Origin of the sequence: Halovibrio sp. HP20-59 (assembly GCF_033052795.2) — a bacterium.
Classification (GTDB): domain Bacteria; phylum Pseudomonadota; class Gammaproteobacteria; order Pseudomonadales; family Halomonadaceae; genus Vreelandella.
Window position 1 is genome coordinate 49,710 of sequence record NZ_JAWJUW020000003.1, and the last position, 20,021, is coordinate 69,730.

At 55.3% G+C, this 20,021-nt stretch carries 20 protein-coding genes and 1 pseudogene; 6 read left to right on the forward strand and 15 right to left on the reverse strand.

Annotated elements, in window-relative coordinates; all coding sequences use genetic code 11:
* Positions 1 to 154: 154 nt before the first annotated feature.
* Both RZA33_RS04405 and RZA33_RS04410 read left to right on the forward strand, forming a co-directional pair.
* Complete coding sequence (locus tag RZA33_RS04405) at positions 155 to 379, forward strand: DUF1127 domain-containing protein (protein ID WP_317506641.1); 225 nt, start codon at positions 155 to 157, stop codon at positions 377 to 379.
* On the forward strand, positions 366 to 1,256 hold the full coding sequence (locus tag RZA33_RS04410; protein WP_317506642.1) for a PhzF family phenazine biosynthesis protein: 891 nt from the start codon (positions 366 to 368) through the stop codon (positions 1,254 to 1,256). Before RZA33_RS04405 ends, RZA33_RS04410 begins: the two co-directional genes overlap by 14 nt.
* A gap of 39 nt (positions 1,257 to 1,295) precedes the next feature.
* Here the strand turns inward: RZA33_RS04410 and RZA33_RS04415 are convergent, their stop codons facing one another.
* Both RZA33_RS04415 and RZA33_RS04420 read right to left on the reverse strand, forming a co-directional pair.
* The gene (locus tag RZA33_RS04415; protein ID WP_317506643.1) at positions 1,296 to 2,348 is read right to left on the reverse strand and encodes a class I fructose-bisphosphate aldolase; all 1,053 of its coding nucleotides are present in this window, start codon (positions 2,346 to 2,348) and stop codon (positions 1,296 to 1,298) included.
* A gap of 144 nt (positions 2,349 to 2,492) precedes the next feature.
* A complete protein-coding gene (locus RZA33_RS04420) occupies positions 2,493 to 2,804 on the reverse strand; it encodes an Hsp20/alpha crystallin family protein (protein WP_317506644.1) in 312 nt (103 codons plus the stop codon).
* A gap of 343 nt (positions 2,805 to 3,147) precedes the next feature.
* Between RZA33_RS04420 and RZA33_RS04425 the strand changes: the two genes are divergently transcribed.
* Complete coding sequence (locus tag RZA33_RS04425; RefSeq protein ID WP_317506645.1) at positions 3,148 to 3,729, forward strand: DUF1566 domain-containing protein; 582 nt, start codon at positions 3,148 to 3,150, stop codon at positions 3,727 to 3,729.
* 139 nt (positions 3,730 to 3,868) lie between these two features.
* Here the strand turns inward: RZA33_RS04425 and RZA33_RS04430 are convergent.
* Positions 3,869 to 4,608, reverse strand: a pseudogene (locus tag RZA33_RS04430) (IS5 family transposase).
* 101 nt (positions 4,609 to 4,709) lie between these two features.
* Here RZA33_RS04430 and RZA33_RS04435 point away from each other — a divergent pair.
* Positions 4,710 to 5,018, forward strand: coding sequence for an Lrp/AsnC family transcriptional regulator (locus RZA33_RS04435; RefSeq protein WP_317506646.1), 309 nt, complete (start codon positions 4,710 to 4,712; stop codon positions 5,016 to 5,018).
* Between the two features lie 16 nt (positions 5,019 to 5,034).
* Here RZA33_RS04435 and RZA33_RS04440 read toward each other — a convergent pair whose 3' ends face one another.
* From RZA33_RS04440 to RZA33_RS04460, 5 genes are all read right to left on the reverse strand, one after another.
* A complete protein-coding gene (locus tag RZA33_RS04440; protein WP_317506647.1) occupies positions 5,035 to 5,967 on the reverse strand; it encodes a nucleotidyl transferase AbiEii/AbiGii toxin family protein in 933 nt (310 codons plus the stop codon).
* Positions 5,954 to 6,493 (reverse strand): type IV toxin-antitoxin system AbiEi family antitoxin, encoded by a 540-nt coding sequence (gene abiEi / locus RZA33_RS04445; RefSeq protein WP_317506648.1) that lies wholly within the window; start codon positions 6,491 to 6,493, stop codon positions 5,954 to 5,956. Before abiEi ends, RZA33_RS04440 begins: the two co-directional genes overlap by 14 nt.
* Positions 6,494 to 6,564: 71 nt before the next feature.
* On the reverse strand, positions 6,565 to 7,185 hold the full coding sequence (locus RZA33_RS04450; RefSeq protein WP_317506649.1) for a TetR/AcrR family transcriptional regulator: 621 nt from the start codon (positions 7,183 to 7,185) through the stop codon (positions 6,565 to 6,567).
* A 95-nt stretch (positions 7,186 to 7,280) separates the two neighbouring features.
* The gene (locus tag RZA33_RS04455) at positions 7,281 to 8,777 is read right to left on the reverse strand and encodes a CoA-acylating methylmalonate-semialdehyde dehydrogenase (RefSeq protein WP_317506650.1); all 1,497 of its coding nucleotides are present in this window, start codon (positions 8,775 to 8,777) and stop codon (positions 7,281 to 7,283) included.
* Between the two features lie 33 nt (positions 8,778 to 8,810).
* A complete protein-coding gene (locus RZA33_RS04460; protein ID WP_317506651.1) occupies positions 8,811 to 10,184 on the reverse strand; it encodes an aspartate aminotransferase family protein in 1,374 nt (457 codons plus the stop codon).
* 192 nt (positions 10,185 to 10,376) lie between these two features.
* Between RZA33_RS04460 and RZA33_RS04465 the strand changes: the two genes are divergently transcribed.
* Positions 10,377 to 11,645: a Zn-dependent hydrolase gene (locus tag RZA33_RS04465; protein WP_317506652.1), complete on the forward strand. Its 1,269-nt coding sequence runs from the start codon at positions 10,377 to 10,379 to the stop codon at positions 11,643 to 11,645.
* A gap of 18 nt (positions 11,646 to 11,663) precedes the next feature.
* Here the strand turns inward: RZA33_RS04465 and RZA33_RS04470 are convergent, their stop codons facing one another.
* From RZA33_RS04470 to frdA, 7 genes are read right to left on the reverse strand one after another with little or no spacing between them, the layout of a single operon-like run.
* The gene (locus RZA33_RS04470) at positions 11,664 to 13,076 is read right to left on the reverse strand and encodes an AMP-binding protein (RefSeq protein WP_317506653.1); all 1,413 of its coding nucleotides are present in this window, start codon (positions 13,074 to 13,076) and stop codon (positions 11,664 to 11,666) included.
* Positions 13,073 to 14,017 (reverse strand): o-succinylbenzoate synthase, encoded by a 945-nt coding sequence (gene menC / locus RZA33_RS04475; RefSeq protein ID WP_317506654.1) that lies wholly within the window; start codon positions 14,015 to 14,017, stop codon positions 13,073 to 13,075. The genes RZA33_RS04470 and menC overlap by 4 nt, the downstream gene beginning before the upstream one ends.
* Positions 14,017 to 14,877 carry a 1,4-dihydroxy-2-naphthoyl-CoA synthase gene (menB, locus tag RZA33_RS04480; RefSeq protein WP_317506655.1) on the reverse strand — a complete coding sequence of 287 codons (861 nt, stop codon included), beginning with the start codon at positions 14,875 to 14,877 and terminating at the stop codon, positions 14,017 to 14,019. The genes menC and menB overlap by 1 nt, the downstream gene beginning before the upstream one ends.
* Before the next feature lie 47 nt (positions 14,878 to 14,924).
* Positions 14,925 to 15,320 (reverse strand): fumarate reductase subunit FrdD, encoded by a 396-nt coding sequence (gene frdD, locus RZA33_RS04485; protein ID WP_287018725.1) that lies wholly within the window; start codon positions 15,318 to 15,320, stop codon positions 14,925 to 14,927.
* 17 nt (positions 15,321 to 15,337) lie between these two features.
* Entirely contained in the window at positions 15,338 to 15,733 is a 396-nt protein-coding gene (locus RZA33_RS04490) for a fumarate reductase subunit C (RefSeq protein ID WP_273193541.1), read from the reverse strand.
* 12 nt (positions 15,734 to 15,745) lie between these two features.
* Positions 15,746 to 16,498 carry a succinate dehydrogenase/fumarate reductase iron-sulfur subunit gene (locus RZA33_RS04495; protein WP_317506656.1) on the reverse strand — a complete coding sequence of 251 codons (753 nt, stop codon included), beginning with the start codon at positions 16,496 to 16,498 and terminating at the stop codon, positions 15,746 to 15,748.
* A complete protein-coding gene (frdA, locus tag RZA33_RS04500) occupies positions 16,495 to 18,282 on the reverse strand; it encodes a fumarate reductase (quinol) flavoprotein subunit (RefSeq protein WP_317506657.1) in 1,788 nt (595 codons plus the stop codon). The genes RZA33_RS04495 and frdA overlap by 4 nt, the downstream gene beginning before the upstream one ends.
* A 266-nt stretch (positions 18,283 to 18,548) precedes the next feature.
* Here frdA and RZA33_RS04505 point away from each other — a divergent pair, with 266 nt between their 5' ends.
* The gene (locus RZA33_RS04505; protein WP_317506658.1) at positions 18,549 to 20,018 is read left to right on the forward strand and encodes an anion permease; all 1,470 of its coding nucleotides are present in this window, start codon (positions 18,549 to 18,551) and stop codon (positions 20,016 to 20,018) included.
* Positions 20,019 to 20,021: the final 3 nt, after the last annotated feature.

A 20,021-nucleotide genomic window follows, 5' to 3' on the forward strand; every position in this document is an offset into this window, starting at 1 on the left:
CACCCACACTCGGATATCGATACAGATGCCCTACTCTGGAACCATACAGAGCGCCAACAAACCCTTCTGTATCCTAAAAATAATAAATCCTATATCTGTATCGAGATAGTAGCACTAAGTAAGCTGGTTAAGCAGATAATAAGGAGGATTAGCCATGCCACGCTTCACCCTTACCCAGCTTCGTTACCAGTTGCGCTATCAACTACAGCAGTATCGTCACTATCGCCGTAGCCGACGCCACCTGTTGGCATTAGATGACCGGCTGCTAGATGATATTGGCATTGAACGTACCCAAGCGCTCAAAGAGGGGCGCAAAGCGTTTTGGAAACATGGACCAAAACATGGAAAAAAAGAAGGTGGGCCCTATGAAAACCGTTGAGTATTACTTGCTTGATGTCTTTACCGACCGGCCGTTTACCGGCAATCCATTGGCGGTCTTTCTAGATACTGACGGGTTAAGCACCAGCTCTATGCAAGCACTGGCCAATGAACTTAATCTTGCTGAAACGGTGTTTTTAGGCGCCGCCGATGCACCAAATCACTATCCGATGCGGATCTTTACGCCAACTATTGAGCTACCTTTTGCCGGCCACCCCACGGTAGGCACCGCGTACCTGTTGGCAGAATTGAACCTAGTTAACCGTGAACAACCCCTAGTGCTAGCGCCACCGGTCGGTGCGTTAGTGGTTAATTTTTCGCAGCAAAGCGCAACCTTTACCACCGCTCAGCCCGCCACGATAGAGGACAGCCCGCTGGATCACGCCACTACTGCAACCTTGTTAGGGCTTGAAACACATCAAGTGATGGGCGACACAGTCGTTGCTTCCTGCGGGCTGCCCTATCACTTGATTGAACTTGCCGATACGGCCGCCTTAGCGAGCGTTCAGATATCACCGGCCATCTGGGGAAAGACCGTGACGACAAGCGGCGCCGAACAGATCTACCTCTACGTGATGGAGCAGCATAATGAGACGGAGTTCGTAGTGCGCAGCCGTATGTTTTCTATGGAACACAGTCTCTGCGAAGACCCCGCCACCGGCAGTGCCGCTGCGGCATTGACCGGCTACTTGGCATCAAAACAGTCAGACGCTTTGCGCTGCACGATTCGTCAGGGTGTTGAAATGGGGCGGCCCAGTGTTATCCACACCGCCGCCAACGGCGAGATCAAGCATGGCTTGGTCGCAGTGGGCGGTCACGCTGTGGTCGTGGGCAGGGGCGCTTTTGAAATACATCACTCAATGGCGGATAGCTACTAAGCGCCCCTCGACCCAACTTGATTCGTGCGAACCAAGAAATCAGGCGACGGTAACGTCTTTAGAGAGATAGACATCCTGGATCGCATGCAGCAGTTCGACGCCTTCCTGCATGGGTTTCTGGAAGGCCTTACGCCCAGAAATCAAGCCCATACCGCCGGCCCGCTTGTTGATAACCGCCGTGCGCACCGCTTCGCCAAGATCTGAGTGGCCCTTAGAGCCACCGCCTGAGTTGATTAAACCGGCGCGGCCCATGAAGCAGTTGGCCACCTGATAGCGGGCCAGGTCGATGGGGTGATCAGACGTCAGTTCGCTGTAGACTTTCTCATGGGTATGTCCGAAACCGACCGCCTTGTAGCCGCCGTTATTCTCGGGCAGTTTCTGTTTGACGATATCAGCCTTGAGCGTTGCGGCCATGTGGTTAGCTTGGCTGGTGAGGTCAGCAGAGACGTGATAATCAGCACCGTTGTGCTTGAATTCCGGGTTACGCAGATAGGCCCACAGTACTGTGACCATTCCCAGTTGGTGGGCACGCTCGAAGGCCTCGCTGATCTCCATGATTTGCCGACGGCTCTCATGGGAGCCAAAGTAAATCGTCGCTCCCACCGCCACGCACCCCATGTCATGGGCCTGATCCACATCGGCAAATAGCGTCTGATCGTATATCGCCGGATGGCTCAACGTTTCGTTATGGTTAAGCTTGAGCATCATCGGGATTTTGTGGGCATAGCGCCGCGCCACCGACGACAACACACCCAGCGTTGAAGCCACGCCGTTACAGCCACCCTCGAGCGCAAGCTCAGCGATATTGGCCGGGTCGAAGTAACGCGGGTTAGGCGCAAAAGAGGCGCCCGCCGAGTGCTCAATGCCCTGATCCACCGGCAGCAGGCTGAGGTAACCAGTACCTGCCAAGCGTCCGTGATTAAACAAGCTCTGCATATTGCGCAGCACCGCTGGGCTGCGGTCGCTATCCGCCATGACACGGTCGATAAAGTCTGAGCCCGGCAGGTGCAAGCTCTCGCGAGGCACTCCCCGGCAGGTATGATTGAGCAAGCTATCGGCATCGCTGCCAAGCAAAGCGGCTATATCGGTCATAATGCAATCCTCTACGCTCTATTTGTAAGGAAATGTGAGTGTACCCCCTAAAACCCTTAAAACAGAGCATAGAGCTAAAATACGGGTTAAGAAAAGCGCCGCCCCATAGGACGGCTACACAAAGAAGCCAAGCAACCGCTTATGTTATGCCGCCTGAACCTCGATACGCCGTGTGCGGTGGCTATCTTTCTTGGGCAGCGTTACCGTCAGTACACCATTGACGATAGTCGCGGAAACGGCGTCACTGTCCACTTCGTGGCTGAGGTTGAAACGCCGTGCGAAACGCTGGCCACTTACCTCAGCATGCAGCGCACTCAGTCCTTCGGGCATGTTCAAGCTTATCTCACCCTCCAAACTCAGCACGTTATTATCGAGCTCTACATTAAGCGATTCATTGGTAACGCCGGGCATATCGGCAACCAACTTGATGGCATCAGCCTCTTCGACAATATCCACCGCTGGCAGCAGCGTTTCCTGTGGGTTCTTCTCTTCGCCACGCTGTTGAAGCGTGGATTGGTTAGATGAACGAATTGATCCTGCCCAGTAACAGTGGGCACCTCAAGAGGAGTGGCTCAAAAATCGGAAAAGCGAAATGAGAGTCGCATCACAGCATTTGAAGATGCTGTACTCTAAACACTTTTGATGAGATAAAGTTAATATTATTTACTAAAAATGTAGTGATTGATCTCTTTTTTCCCCCTTGAGGGAGTAGAAATAATATTTCTCTACTTTGTTTTCGTGAAACCTACGCTCACAGGAATACAGACCGCTTTAGCGGCCATCTTTTGGAGAACTGCTAATGAAGAAACATGCTAAAAAAACCATTTTTGGCTTCTTAACTACCCTAATCATAACGCCTTTTAGCACAGCATCAGGCTTCGGACCTTTTAGTTCTAATGGTCAAGCTAACCTTGGCAGCAATATGTTTTGCGCTCCCGGCGTTGGTTACCCTTACACACCGCAATATGCTCAGTTGAGAAGTGACGACGCCACCTGTTTTTATCCTGAAGAAATGATAGGCTCTACGACACTAGATAGCGGTCTTGAAGTAATGGGTTGGGATTTAATCAGAGCCAACTGGTCGGATGCTCAAAATATTTGTGAAAATACAACAATCCTCGGCAAAAATGACTGGTTCCTACCAAATCTTGACGAGCTGATTGAGATGCATGCTGCAAAGTGGCAGATTGGCGGATTTCATAATGGATTTTACTGGTCTGCTACCGAGCTCGATGGAGAAATCCCTCAGCCACAATATTCAGGCGGCAATAACAATACTAACGACAACCGTGCCTGGAGTTACCTCTTTAATGATGCCAATCCCCAAGAGGTCCACCGACGTCAAGAAGATCGATACGAGGTCCGATGTGTTAAACGGTGAATGCTATTGAGAGAACAGACTCAAGGCGGGTACAGCTTAGAAAAAACAATCTAACTAACCTGCCCTTGAACCATTCCGCATTCCAGAAATTTGTGACATACAACTTCACATACCAGGATAACTAGGATCTGTTGACGTTTCACATGGGCAACCATAAAAAAGCACAAGCCAAGACCACCATACTTTCGTAGTTTCGCTTGAGCTTGTCTTAACGCGTCGCTATGGCGCGATACGGCTTCAACCGAGCAAAGGCATTCTCTACAAGATGACGATAGTGATATAACCCTCTGTCTAAACTGTCATCTCCTGTCTTTGAGTTACGTTTTCGTGGGATCACCGAGTCCATCCCCTTGGCGTCGACCTGCTCACGGATACGCTCACCGTCATGCCCCTTGTCAGCCACTAATGCCCCGCCTGCTAGCAACGCATCAATCAGCGCCTTTGCCTCTGTGCCGTCGTGTAAGTCACCTCCGGTGATTCTGAAAGCAATCGGTAGGCCATAAGCCTCAACGGCTAAGTGTATCTTGCTTATGTTGCCCGCACGGCTATTACCAATGGCTTCTACTTCCTCTGTGGCAGCCCCTGTGCAATCTTGATATAGGAGCCATCAATAAAGAGCCATTCCGTATCTGGATCTTCCACTAACCGATTAAAAAAATTCACCCGTTTGCCCGCGGCCGACCAAGCGTTAAAGCGCTTATAGACCGTATTCCAGTGCCCAAAGTCGTCGGGTAAATCGCGCCACTGGCAGCCGGTACGAGTTTGGTGAAGTATGCCTTCTACCGTCATCCGCAGGTCAGCCTTGTCATAGATACGTTGTTGAAGCAGTATAGGTTTTAGCTTCGACCAGTGTTCATCAGTGAGCATCAGTCGGGGCATGTCAAGCTCGCAGTTTGTTGGTGTCGGAACCTGTATTTTGCCCCTCTGCCTGCTTAAAGCGCGTTAATTGGTTACGCGAAGCTGGAATCATTGAGCGGGAGGTGGCACTACTCAACCCTGACGCCTTGGGGCAGTGCCTGCACATGGTGGTAGAAGTCACCATGGAGCGGGATAACAAATCACTCTACAGGCGTTTTTTAACAACAGCGCTGAACGCCCCTGAAGTGAAGCAGTGCTATCAGGTAACCGGCGAGTGTGATTTTGTGTTGATCGTGACAGTCGCTGATTTAGATGAGTATGACCGCTTCTGTGATCGCGTACTTTATGGCGACGACAATATGCGTAAGTTCCGCACGCTTCTGTCACGTAAGCGGCATAAGTTTGATACATCCGTTCGGCTCAGCCGTTGAGAAAATAAACGGGTTTTCAGAGCTTAAATTCAGGTGGTGCTGTATTTGGATCACGCCCCTCAAGCGTTGCCACGACGGTACTAAGCATTGTGGTGAGTTCGCGCGACAGAAAGTCAGCAAACCGCGGATTATCCAGCGTCCGCGCAAGCGTGTCAGCAGGTAGAAACCGAGTCATTTCAGCGTGGAAGTCTGTGCCTGAAATGATACTTGGCAAACGCTCAATCATGCCTCGAGCCTTAGCTGAGTAACCTTCAACGCTATAATCCGAGAGTTTGCGCTGAAGCAAATCAAGACTGGGTGTTGCGCCCTGCTGTTTTAACCACTGCAGATCCCAGATATCCCGGTGGCGTACATATTTTTTCGTATTCACTAGCGAGACGAGCTTATCCGCCATGATCTCATCGTTGCTTTCAGTGACCACCAAAAGATCACTATATCCATCCGGCAGAAAAGGGTAATGAATCTGTATCGCATGGGCCTCACGGGTATAAGCAGGAATATTCGCAATCTCCAACTTGATTCGCTGCTTCGGAATGTCTGGCCGCATGGGCGCGGTCACAACAGCAACCTGCCACTTGTCGACATGTATATCGGCATATCGAGGATCATCTTTGAGCTCTTTTGGTGCTTTCACCGTGACCTCAAGACGATAGCGTCGGCTAATGTACGCTTCGATACACTCTTTGATCTGCGTAAAGTCCTCGCGTTTAAAGTCTATGCCTCCCGCAAAATCCAGATCTTCACTAAATCTTGGCGATCCTCGGCAAAGCCGTAAGCAAGTCCCGCCCTGAAACGTCAGCGCGTTGAGCAGCCCCTCTCTATCAAGGGCATAGAGGATATCGAAGTGGAGCAATTCTTTTTCGATCACTGGACGCATTGCTTTACGGGCTGGATCTTCCATCGCTTGCGCTACTAGCTGTTCATAATCCCCAAGCTCAATCCGGTTCATTCAACACCTCGGTATCCACTAGATGCGTATTTCTTCCTACACGTTTTAGATCAGCCCAAGCGGCTTCAGGCGTCGCGATCTTGAGAGGACGGCCAATATTTCTCATGCGGCCCATCAGCTCGGTGACCGGGCGGCGTGTATGGGTGAACTCAATGGTGCCATAAGGCGTGCGATAGGTGCCCTTTCGGCCGGTGGTCATAATGGTCAATCGATCGACCGGAATCTGCGAGATGGCGCCGTATTCAGACAAGGCAGACTCTAAAGAAACATAGCTGTATTCGCCGCGCCGCATGGCTCGGGCGATACGCTCCAACCGATAAGCGTCTGGAGTTCGAGACAGTGCATAGTGATAGATACCCCGCGCAACCCCTTCAAGCACCCCATGACGACGGAGACGGTTCACACCCTCTTGTAGCGTTTTCGGGTTATCTTCATGGAACAGCTTGGCGAGATCTCGCAATGTGAAGATATTGCGCCCCTGGCGATCCCACGCATCCAATCGTTGGCGGGCGAGCATTTGATCCATAAGTATACGCCTAGACTATGTATGTATAGTCTAGGCGTATACTTAAATGCCTTCAAGTCATCTTTGTTTGCTCACGCCGTCAACCCAATCCCTCGCAAAATCACTGAAGTCACCGACTGCACAGCTTTTTCGAACTGCAGATCGTCCAGCGGTTGGTCGTCGTTGAGCAGGCAGATTTGGTAGTCGAAGTCGGCGTAGTGCTGGGTGGAGGCCCAGATCATATAAAGAAGGTAAGAAGGCTCGACGGGATTGATTTGACCTGACTCGACCCACTCGCGAATTTTCGACTCTTTGAGCTTGGCCCATTCATAGAGATTGTCGCGCAGGCGCTCTTTAAGAATCGGTGCGCCCTGCATCACTTCGGCCGCCCATACTTTCGAGCCGTGGGCGCGGTCGCGGGAGTGGTTCATCTTGGCGCGAATGTAGGTGGAGAGCACCACCCGCGGGTCGTCGTAGAGTTCAAAGCACAGCGCGTCCTGCTTCCATATCTCCAACAGCTCCAGCAACACATCCTGATAGAGCGCTTTTTTGGTAGAGAAGTAGTAGTGCACGTTGGACTTAGGGATATTGGCCAGCTGGGCAATGTCGCCCATGGAAGCACCGGCATAGCCCTTTTCGGCAAACAGCTGTTCTGCCGCCTGGAGAATCTTTTTCACGTTGGTTTGCCGAATTTCGTCCTGGGTTCTCGCCACGCTGTTCTCGTCCCTTTTACGCCTGAAGTACGCACCAAAAAAAGCACCACCGCCGGGCGATGGTGCTGAGAAGATGTCTTAGTTACCTCAAGACGTCAACTCTGATTGGCGGGGAACGAGAACTCAGCAAGGGTCGCTTCGCTAACCGACGGCCAGCGTTGGGAAACCGCTTTGCGGCGGGTGTAGAAGCGCACAGAGTCCGGCCCGTAGGCGTGCAGATCCCCAAACAGCGAGCGCTTCCAGCCACCAAAGCTGTGGTAGGCCACGGGCACCGGCAGCGGCACGTTCACCCCGACCATGCCAACCTCGATAGCGTCGGTAAAGCGGCGGGCAGCTTCGCCATCGCGGGTAAACAAGCAGGTGCCGTTACCGTATTCGTGGTCGTTAACCAGCTGCATGGCAGCATCTAAACTGCCAACCCGAACCACGCAGAGCACCGGCCCAAAAATCTCTTCCTGGTAGATACGCATTTCAGCGGTAACGTTATCGAACAGACAGCCACCTACGAAATAGCCTTCCTCAAAGCCTGCGACTGTCAGATCACGGCCATCGGCGACCAGTGACGCGCCAGCCTGTACGCCATCTTCAATGTAGCCAAGTACTTTATCGCGGTGCTCCGCAGTCACCAGCGGCCCCATATCGAGTTCCCGCTTTGTGCCGGGACCGACTTTTAATTCGGCAATTTTAGGCAGTAGCGTTTCAACTAGGCGGTCTGCAGTCTCGTCGCCCACGCATACCGCTACCGAGATCGCCATGCAGCGCTCGCCGCAGCTACCAAACGCGGCGCCCATTAGCGTATTGGCGGCATTCTCCAGGTCGGCATCCGGCAGCACCACGGCGTGGTTTTTCGCTCCACCCAACGCTTGCACGCGTTTTCCAGCGGCAGTACCACGGGTATAGATCGCTTCAGCTACCGGCGTGGAGCCGACAAAGGAAATAGCTTTAACGGCCTTGGCATCCAACAGCGTTTCCACCGCTTCACGCCCGCCGTGAATCACGTTCATCACGCCTTTGGGTAGTCCAGCGTCTTGAAGCAGTTCAGCAATGGCCATGGCCGCCGAAGGGTCTTTTTCTGATGGTTTGAGAATAAAGGTGTTACCGCAGGCAATCGCCATGGGGTACATCCATAGCGGCACCATGGCGGGGAAATTAAACGGGGTAATACCCGCCACCACGCCTAAAGGCTGGAAGTTAGACCAGGCATCAATGCCCGGCCCCACGTTGTGCGAATACTCGCCTTTCAACAGCTCCGGCACGCCGCAGGCGTACTCGACATTCTCGATACCGCGCTTAAGCTCACCCATGGCGTCTTCAAGGGTCTTGCCATGCTCTTCGCTGACCAGTTGCACTAGGCGATCCGCGTCATCTTCGAGCAGCTGTTTGAAGCGGTACATCACCTGGGCGCGCTTGGCAGGCGGCGTATCGCGCCAGGCGGGGAATGCCGCCTGGGCGGCAGCAATGGCACGCTCTACGTCAGCGGCATTGGCGTCAGCGACTTGGCGAATCACTTGGCCTGTGGAGGGGTTGGTGACATCCAGCGTGCGCTGGCTCTCGACTAACTCGCCGTTAATCAAATGGGAAACAACACTCATGCTTTACGCTCCGTAATCATTTATGACAGCAATTTATGTTAGCGAATCTAGTGTAGTGGCAACCGCGTCAAACAGCCGCTCTAACTCGGCCTCGGTGGTGCCAAAGGGAGGGCCAAACTGCAGCGTGTCACCGCCGTAACGCACATAGAAGCCAGCTTCCCAGAGTGCCATATGCGCATCGCGCGGGCGAATCGTGGGGTCGCCGTCCCGTGGGGTTAACTGAATCGCCCCAGCTAAACCGTAGTTACGAATATCGACAACGTGATTGCGACCTTTCAGAGCGTGCAGCTTCTGCTCAAAGGTGGGCGCGATGGCGTTCACCTGGGCGGGGAAGTTGTCACGCTCCATCATCTCAAGCGCTGCTAAACCTGCAGCGCAAGCCACTGGGTGGGCGCTGTAGGTGTAGCCGTGGGGAAATTCAACGGCGTGTTGAGGTCCACCGGCATGCATAAAGGTGTCGAAAATCTCGCTGGAAGCGATCACCGCGCCCATGGGAATCGCGCCGTTAGTGATCTGCTTGGCCACGTTCATAATATCCGGCGTGACGCCAAAAGCTTCGGCGCCTGTGGTCGCGCCGCTGCGGCCAAAGGCGGTGATCACTTCATCGAAAATCAACAGAATATCGTGGGCGGTGCAGATCTCACGCAGCCGATCCAGGTAGCCTTTAGGCGGCACGATTACCCCCGCCGAGCCGGACATCGGCTCAACAATCACCGCCGCAATGGTGGAAGCATCATGTAGGGCGATTTGATCGAGCAATGCATCGGCAAGCTCGGCACCGGTTTCCGCTTGGCCACGCGTGAAGGCGTGACCCGTTTGAAGGGTGTGCGGCAGGTGCGTTACGTCCATCAGCTGGCCGTAGTGTTTGCGGTTGCCGCCGATGCCGCCCAGGCTGGTGCCACCGATGTTCACCCCATGGTAGCCCTTGGCGCGGCCAATCATACGGGTTTTTTCGGGCTTACCTTTTAGCCGCCAATAGGCCTTAGCCATTTTGACCGAAGTATCAGCGGCTTCTGAGCCCGAGTTGGTGAAAAACACATGATCAAGCCCGGCAGGCGTCAGGCTGGCGACCTTTTCCGCCAGTTTAAACGCCAGCGGATGGGCAAGCTGGAAACCGGGGGCAAAGTCGAGGCTGCCTAGCTGCGCCGATACGGCTTTTTGAATCTCTTCACGGTTGTGGCCCGCGCCGCAGGTCCATAGCCCAGAAAGCGAATCGAATAACTTACGGCCCTGGTCATCAATGTAGTAGCGCCCTTCCGCCCCGGTAATCACCCGGGGGTTGGCGCGAAAGTCGCGATTCGAGCTGAACGGCATCCAGTAATGCTGGTTAAGCTCGGTAGTGGAGGAGCGCTCGTGTGTCGCGTCCTCCGAGGCTTGCGGGGGTGTTTTGCTTGTTAGTCCAAACATGTGTTCAGCTCCATCGCTATGCGGCATTGCCTCAGCATGCGCGACTAAACACGTTTATAAAATCACGCTTTTCTTTTGCTCACGTTAGAGAATTTATACGTAATACAAGTTTTTTACCTCTACGCTAGCAGTGAGCCAAACAATAAACCGGGGAGTCGCCAGCTTCCTCCGTGCTCAATAAAAGGAAGTCATATGAACTCGTTTGCTGAACCGAAAATCGCTACAGCTGATTTGCGCACTGACAGTGACCGCCTCTGGGAAGCACTAATGGAGATGGCCAAACTAGGCGCCACCCCTAAGGGCGGCGTTAATCGCCAGGCGCTTACCGATCTAGAACGCCAGGGACGTGACCTATTTATCCAGTGGTGCCGTGCCGAGGGCTGCACGATACGGATTGATAATATCGGCAATATTTTTGCCCGCCGGGAAGGCAGCGATCACAACGCCAAAGCGGTGATGGCAGGCAGCCACTTGGATAGCCAGCCTACCGGCGGCAAGTACGACGGCTGCTTTGGCGTGCTCTCTGGCCTGGAAGTGATTCGCACCCTTAACCAGCACAACATCACCACGCACTCCCCTATCGAAGTCGTAGCCTGGACCAATGAAGAAGGCTGCCGCTTTCCGCCCTGCATGATGGGCTCCGGGGTGTTCAGCGGCGAGCTTGAATTTGACACCATGATGGCTCGCACTGACGCCGATGGCGTAACGGTTAGCGATGCCCTGGATGCCATTCACTACCGCGGCAGCGATAGCGTCTCGCCAAGTGAAATAAAAGCGTACTTTGAACCGCACATTGAGCAGGGGCCGATCCTGGAAGATACCGATACCACCATTGGCGTGGTTATCGGCGGGCTTGGGCAGAAGTGGTTCGACTTAACACTGACGGGGCTTGAAGCCCACGCGGGCCCTACGCCGATGAACTTACGCCGCGATGCCATGATGGGCGCAGCCGAAGTCACCCAAGCGCTCAACCGTATCGCCTTTGATCATCAGCCCCACGGGCGCGGCACGGTGGGCTGTATGATGCTGCATCCTGGCTCGCGTAACGTGATTCCCGGCCAAGTCAAAATGACCCTAGATATGCGCCACTGGGAGCCTGAAGCGCTTATCGCAATGGGCAAGGCGGTGGCAGCCGCCGTGGAAGACATTTGCCAACGCCACGGGCTGGCATATGAATTAACGCCCACAGCGGATTTTGCCCCGGAACACTTCAACAAAGAATGTGTTGATGCGGTGCGTGAAGGGGCGAAGAAGCTCGGCCTATCACACATGGATATCATCAGCGGCGCCGGTCACGATGCGATGTTTGTTGGCCGCGTAGCCCCCGCCGCGATGATTTTTATTCCCTGCAAGGACGGCATCAGTCACAACGAGATCGAAAGCGCCACGCCGGAGCACGTTCACGCCGGCTGTAACGTTCTGCTTCATGCCATGCTGGACGCTGCTGGCCTAACGGAATAGATCCAATAGGTCGTGCCGCTATACGGCAAAATTTACGTGTGCCCGCGCCAACTCAGCAAACTGCTTACGGGAGGGTTTAAAGCCTACTCCTGGCGGCCAGGCTAGCCAGGCGTCGGGCACCATAAAGCCGGGTAGCGCCTCGCGTACCCAGGCACTTAGCGCCTGCTCCGATACGGCCTCGCCGTGCCAATCGATAAACGCCACCGGGCGCTCATCCCACTCGGGGTGGGGCACCGGTATGACTAACGCCTGGGCGACGCTGGGGTGGTCGACCAAGCGCTGCTCGATGGCTTCCGGCTGAATATTCTCGCCGCCGGAGATAAAACCGTTATCGAGCCGCCCTTCCACCACCAGCGCGCCGCCCAAAGTGAAGTGCCCTTTGTCACGGGTGGCAAACCATCCCTCATCGTTGAGGGCTGGATCAACCTCGCCGTTATTCAAATAGCCGCAGAACAGGGTCTCGCCGCGCACCTGAATCTCACCCTCAACGACCCTCACTTCACGGCCTGGCAGCGGCTTACCGACGACGCCCGGTGCGGTGGGTATGCCAGTGCATACCTGGCTGGCCATCTCGGACAGCCCATAGCTAACCTTCGGCGTTAGCCCCAGTGATGTCATCTTCGCCACCAGCGGCGCGGGAATCGCCGCGCCGCCCAGTAGCAGCTCCCGCAACTGAGTGCGCTGGGGGGTAAAGCCCGCTTTCAGCAACCGCCAAAGCTGGGTGGGCACTAGGGAAAGGTGGGTGATTGACTGCTGCTCAAGGCGCGCGGGAAGCGTTTGCGGATCGTCATCGAGAATCACCCGCCCTCCGGCCATAAAAACGCGGAACGGAATAGCATAGCCACCGATATGAAACAGTGGCAGCGACAGCAGCCAGCCACTGTTTTGATCAACGGGAATCAACGACGCCGACCCACGGGCAGACGCCCAATGATTGGCCAAGCGATGCAGCACCGCCTTGGGCGTACCACTGGAGCCGGAGGTAAAGATCGTGTTGCACAGCTGGTTGCCATCGAGCGCTGTCGACTCACCTGCGTTAGCTTCCGCCAGGAAATCTAGGGTAATCGGCGTTAGCTGTGAGGGGGGTAGTTGTGAACAGTACTGATTGTCACTTTCCGTTTGGCAAACACGATCAGCCTGCAAGCGCTCAGCTAAATTGAGCTGCTGAGCAACAGGAAAGGCAGGGTTAAGCGGGCAGAAAACCACCCCGGCCCGAAGGCAGGCCCACGCCAGCAGCAAGGATTCAAGCGAGCCTTTCGCGGGAACCACTAGCCGATCACCCGGCACAAACCCCTTATCGGCCAGTTGCTGTGCTAAAGACGCCACGCGGCGATTAAGCGTTCGATAGCTAAGCTTCACCGAGCCAGCCTCTAGCGCAATATGCTCGGGGGTCTCTTTAGCCCAGTAGTGAATGGGGCAGGTATCTTTCACGCTGAATTTTCCATTTTAGAGAGACAGTGCAAGCTTTCTGTCATCACTTCGCCCGTGGCGCTGGTCACGCGCTCGGTAAGCCAGTGGCCGGTATCCAGCCCCGGCGGCTCATTGGGCGCCCACTCACTGGCCAACCGAGCAAGCAACCCGAGGCCCAGATCGGATTCAAAGCTTGAGGAGATCACCACGCGAAGATTACCCGCCCGTGCCCGTTGAACGAGTGCTTCGCAAGCGTTTAGCGAGCCGATCAGTGTGGGTTTGATCACCAGGGCTTTAAGCTGCGGGTGATAGTTCCACTCTTCCCTGCGCGATAGCGTTTCATCCAGGGCAATGGCCACCCCCGTCGCTTCTGCCACGGCGATAGTGTCAGCGAAGGTAGCGCAGGGCTCTTCCAGGTAGTCGATCTGTTTAAGGGGCAGGCGCTCACAGAAGCGCTGAGCTTCTTCCCGCGTCCAGCCGCCGTTGGCATCCAGAATCAGCTTGGTCGTCGGCAGCCGGGCGGCAAGCTGTTCGATCAGCGCCAGCTCCTCTTCCATAGCATAGCGCGCCACTTTAAGCTTAAGCCGAGACGGTGGCGACGCTTGCCAATTGGCGGTTGGAAGAGACTGGATCAACGCCGCAGGAGAGCCCTGGAGCAGTGGGTAGGACGGTAAAGGCGCAGGAAGATTGTTTGGCCACGAGCGCTGGGCGCAGTCAAACCCAAACTGCACCGAAGGCAGCGCCGGCAAGGCTTTTTCACCCCGGCTCAAAGCAGCCAAACAGGCCAGACTTTCCGCTTCTGCTTCCGCCAGAGTTTCAGTCGAGAAGCCTGGTAGCGGGGCAATCTCGCCCCACTGCCCGTTAATGGAAACTAGCAGCCCTTCTCTGTTCGCCAACCGCTCTCCTTTAAACATTAGCGGCTGACGGAATGGAAGGCAGTAGCGGTAAAGGGCTAGCTGCATTAAGGGTTACGCGGGTAGCGGGAGAAATCCGGGCGGCGCTTTTCGTTAAAGGCGTTACGACCTTCCTGCCCCTCTTCGGTCATGTAGTAGAGCATGGTGGCATTGCCCGCCAGTTCCTGCAGCCCGGCCTGGCCGTCGCAGTCGGCATTGAGCGCGGCTTTTAGGCAGCGCAGTGCCATGGGGCTGTGCTGTAACATTTCCCGGCACCAGCGCACGCTCTCTTTTTCCAACTCGTCTAGCTGCACCACGTGGTTGACTAGCCCCATTTCCAGCGCTTGGGCGGCGCTATATTGGCGGCATAGAAACCAGATCTCCCGGGCCTTTTTCTGGCCCACAATGCGCGCCATATAAGAGGCGCCGTAGCCGCCATCGAAGGAACCTACCTTAGGGCCGGTTTGACCAAAGACGGCGTTCTCGGCGGCAATGGTTAGGTCACACATTAGATGCAGCACATGCCCGCCACCGATGGCGTAGCCCGCCACCATCGCTACTACCGGTTTAGGGCAGGTACGAATATCGCGCTGGAAATCCAGCACGTTGAGGTGGTGGGTGCCCTCTTCATCCTGGTAGCCGCCATAGTCTCCGCGAATGCGCTGGTCACCGCCGGAACAGAACGCTTTGTCGCCTGCGCCAGTCAGCAGAATGGCGCCAATAGCGCTGTCGTGGCGGGCGCGGTTAAGCGCTTGAGCCATCTCGCTAACCGTTAGCGGGCGAAAGGCGTTGCGAACCTCTGGCCGGTTGATGGTGATGCGGGCAATGCCATCGGCAGTGGTGTGGTACAAAATATCCTGGTAGCCATCGGAGCGATCCTGCCACTCGACTGGTGCATAGAGTTCCGTTTCAGTGAGTCCGTTGATCATGCCAGTCTCTTTTTATCTGTTGAGGCGAAATGCTTGCAGCGAGCCGTTTAACCCAGGAAGCCCGCCACGACTAAACCCAGCGCCACAATACTAAGCAACGCAGCCCCACCGTACATTAGTTTTTTGTTGATTGAGTCATTACCCACGCTGATATCAAACATCCCATGGCGCAGGCGATGGGCGGCATGAAATAACGGTAAACAGACCACCGCCCCAACAAACAGAAAGCCCGGCACGCTGAATAGCAGCGATGATGCGCGCTCATAGCTCAGCGCCTCGGCGGGCAGCAGGCCAAGGGGCAGTAGAACGGCGATAAAGAGAATCACAGCAGGTAGAAAGACAGCAAAGCAGACACCGCCCGCGCTAAACAGCCCCCACCAAAGCGGCTCGTCAAAGGCCTGTTTGTGCTGAGTGCTGTTTTTGCCCATGCTTGGTTTATTCATGGCTAGCTTTTCCATATTTAGGCCCTCCCGAATAGCCAGAAAAACAGCAGCGCGACTGCTACTACGCCAGCCCACTGTCCGGCAACAATGGCCTTATCAGGCAGGCTGTGTCCGGCGATGCGCAGCGGCATCACCCGTGGGAACAGGACAAAGAAGGTGGCGGCGTGAAACAGGCTGGCGGCCAGCGCGAGAAGATTCAGCACTAATACGATGGGAGAGCCCATAAAGGCGATCCACCCCTGCCAACTTTCTGCCCCTTGAAGAAGAGCAACCATACCGGCAAGCAAGCAGAGCGTGAAAAACACCAGCGGCAGTACCGTGGCTTCGCGCAGCATATAAAGTTTAAAAAAGCGGTGCTTCAGCCACCAGTTGCGTTTTAGCGGTGGCAGGCGTTGCGATGATGATTTATCCATGATGTTCCTCCCCTACCCTTTAAACAGCGCAATGAGTGTGTGTTTGGCCGCTTCGACCTTGCCCTGATTCACCGCCGCGGCGGGGTCAACGTGTTTGGGGCATACCTTGGAGCAGAAGCCCACAAAGGTGCAGCTCCAAACGCCTTCGTGGCGGTTAAGCTCGGCCATACGCTCTTTTTTGCCATTGTCGCGGCTATCCAGGTTGTAACGGTGGGCCAGCGTTAGCGCCGCCGGACCAAGGAACTCAGGATTAAGCCCAAACTGCGGGCAGGCAGAGTAGCAGAGACCACAATTAATGCAGTTGGCAAACTGCTTGTAGCGGGCAAGTTGCTCTGGCGACTGCTTATAGGTTTCCGGCGCCTGGGGGTCATACGGTTTTACCGGATTGTCGTCAATCAAGTAGGGCTTAACCGCAGCTAGGTGCTCAAGGAATATCTCCATATCCACCACCAGATCCCGCTGCACCGGGAAGTGGGATAGCGGCTCGATGCGGATTTCTCCTTCATAGTCGCGCAGAAAGGTTTTGCAGCCCAACTTGGGAATACCGTTAACCATCACGCCACAAGAGCCGCAAATCGCCATTCGGCACGACCAGCGGTAGCTCAGCGTGCTATCGAGCTGCTCTTTAATGTGGTTGAGGGCATCTAGCAACGAGGTGCTGTCATCGACCGGCAGTTCGTACTGCTGCCAGTAGGACTCAGCCGAATTGTCTGGCAAATAGCGTTTAACGCTGATTTGTTTGGTGCTGATCTGCTGGGTATTCATGCCTTTTCCCCTTTGCCCGCATCGCCATAGGCCCGCTCAGCCGGGGCGGAAAATCGCACATCGACATCCTGCCAGTATAGTTCGGCATGGGCATCGCCCTGGTAAAACACTTGGCTGTGCTTGAGGTAGTTAACGTCGTCGCGTTTCTGCATGCCTTCATCCAGGCGCTGATGAGCACCGCGAGATTCACGCCGCTCCAGTGCACTCAGGCAAGAAGCCTCGGCGATATCCAGGCCACACTCCAGCTCCAGACACTCCAGTAGCTCGGTATTGAATATCTTGCTGGTATCGTTAACACGAATCTCTTTGAAGCGAGTACGCAGCTGGCGCATGGTATCCAGCGAATGCCGCATACCCTCTTCGGTACGATAAATGCCGCAGCCGCTCTCCATGGCCTGCACCATGGCGTGTTTTAGATCGACCCAATTCTCTGCACTGCCGGTGCCATCGCATAGCCGCAGTAGCTTAGCTTGCTGACGGTCACCCTGGGCTTCCAGCAGCCGCTCATCGGCCCACTCGGTTTGTGCTGCGCGCTTGCTTGCTTGCTCACCGGCTAAGCGGCCAAATACCAGTAGCTCGGTTAGCGAATTGGAGCCTAGCCGGTTTGCACCGTGCAAACCGACAGAAGCGCACTCCCCGGCAGCGTAGAGCCCCACGATAGAGGTTTCGCACTGAGGGTCGGTTTCAATCCCGCCCATGGTGTAGTGAACCGCCGGGCGAATGGGGATCGGCTCTTTAACGGGATCGATATTGATATAGGCTTTAGCCAGTTCGCAGATAAACGGCAGGCGCTCCAGAATGGTCTTTTCCCCCAGGTGGCGCAGGTCGAGATAAACCACGTCGCTGTCGCCAAACTTGCCGGTGCGCCCCGCCTGCTGTTCCTGCCAGAAGGCCTGAGAGAGTTTGTCCCGAGGCCCTAACTCCATGTATTTGTTTTCCGGCTTGCCCAACGGGGTTTCCGGGCCAAGGCCGTAATCTTGCAGGTAACGGTAGCCTTCTTTATTGAGCAAAATGCCGCCTTCGCCCCGGCACGCTTCGGTGATCAAAATACCGGAGCCAGGCAGGCCGGTAGGGTGGTACTGGACAAACTCCATATCCCGCAGCGCCGCGCCGTGACGATAGGCCATCGCCATGCCGTCGCCGGTGACAATGCCCGCGTTAGTATTGAAGCGGAACAAGCGCCCTGCACCGCCGGTAGCGAGAATCACCGCTTTAGCGCGCAGCAGGGTCAGTTCACCGGTGGCAATCTGCAGGGCGATCACGCCAATCACCACGCCTTCGTGAACGGCCAGATCGAGCACAAAGAACTCATCGAAACGCTCGATCTCAGGGTATTTCAGCGAAGTCTGAAACAGGGTGTGGAGCATATGGAAGCCGGTTTTGTCGGCCGCGAACCAGGTGCGGGCGGTTTTCATACCCCCAAAGCGGCGCACCTGTACCTGGCCGTCGTCTTTCCGGCTCCAGGGGCAGCCCCAGCGCTCCATCTGTACCAGCTCTTGATAAGCGTGATGGACAAAGTAATCCACCACGCCCTGTTCAACCAGCCAATCACCGCCCGAGACCGTGTCATCAAAGTGGGCCTGATGGGAATCTTCGGCGCTGGTAACCGCGGCCGCCCCGCCTTCGGCGGCCACGGTATGGGAGCGCATTGGGTACACCTTGGACAGCAGCGCTATGCGCTGGGGAGTGGCCTGTTCCTTGGCCTGCTCTGCGGCCCCAATGGCAGCGCGCAAACCGGCTCCACCCCCTCCAACAATGACGATATCGAAATCTCGCTGCTGCATAACAACCCCTTCCATTAGCCAAGTCAAAGGTAGTACTGGCGACACTCTTCGCTGCCGTCTTCTTTATTCGAACTTACCATGCCCTTGGCAGGCCCCGCTCATTAGTCGAAAGGACTATTGACGTGTATCAAGTAAGCGGAGAATTAAGTTATCTCTGCTTTCACCTCAATACCGCAGCACTTACTCTTCAAGCCACTCACTGCAAGGCGGATAGCTATCCGCCAGGCAACAAAACTAGAAAAGATAACGTTGAAGAGAGGTGCCGCATGACGACTAATGCTCAACCCTCACCGCGATGGAAACTGTTAGCGCCGCTAGCAGTCGCTATTATCATCGCGCTGATACCCACCCCCCCAGGGCTTGCGCCTCATGCTTGGTATTTTTTAGCCATCTTTCTGGGCTGCGTCGTGGGTTTGATTCTTGAACCGCTACCGGGGGCGGTGGTGGGGCTGGTCGGGGTTACGTTGATAGCACTGCTTTCAAGATGGGTGCTTTTCTCCCCCGAACAATTGGCCGTTGACGGCTTCAGCCCCGCCGGCCAAGCCTTTTCCTGGGCGGTGTCAGGCTTTACCAACTCCACCGTCTGGCTAATTTTCGGCGCCTTTATGTTTGCCTTGGGGTATGAAAAAACCGGACTGGGCAGGCGGATATCGCTCTGGCTGGTCAAGGCGATGGGGAAGCGCACGTTAACCCTTGGCTACGCAGTGATGATTGCCGATGGCATTCTGGCGCCGTTTACGCCCTCGAATACCGCACGTAGCGCAGGCACGATCTACCCGGTGATTCGTAACCTGCCACCGCTCTACGATTCGCACCCCAATGACCCCAGCATGAAGCGCATGGGTAGCTTTTTGATGTGGACGGCACTGGCTTCTACCTGTGTGACCAGTTCGCTATTTTTAACCGCTCTGGCCCCCAACTTATTGGCGATCGCGCTAACCGAAAGCACCACCGGCATCCAAATCAACTGGGGGCAGTGGTTTATGGCCGTCGTGCCTGTGGGCATCTTGCTGCTGCTACTCGTACCGTTGCTGAGCTATTGGCTATGCGCCCCAGAAGTGAAGGCAGGCGATGAAATTTCCGACTGGGCTGGAAAGGAGTTAACCAAGCTGGGCGCACTGACTCGCCATGAAATAATGCTGGTCATTATGGTGGTCACCGCCCTAATGCTGTGGATTTTTGCGGGCGGCATTATCTCTGGATCGCTGGTGGGCTTAGTGGTGATCTGCGGTATGTTGTTAACGGGCATCATTAAGTGGGACGATATTCTCAATAATCGAGCGGCTTGGAATACCTTTGTATGGTTTGCCACCCTGGTGGCACTGGCAGGCGGGCTAAGCCAAGTGGGATTTGTTAGCTGGTTTGGCAATGTGGTTGGCGGGCAGATAAGCCACTTCGACCCGGTGATGGCCATGGTGGCGTTGGTGGTCATTTTCTATCTACTGCACTACTTCTTTGCCAGCGTGACGGCCCACGTTACCGCCTTGTTGCCGGTGATTCTCGCGGCAGCTACAGGGATTGCTGGGTTGGATATGCAGATGTTTATTCTGCTGCTACTTCCCACACTCGGCTTTATGGGCATTCTCACGCCCTATGGCACTGGGCCAAGCCCGGTTTACTACGGCAGCGGCTACCTGCCCAGCGCCCTCTTTTGGCGGCTTGGGGCAATCTTCGGGTTGCTATATTTAGTGGTCTGGCTGGTAATCGGCCTGCCCTGGTTAATGCTGATCAGCTGATAA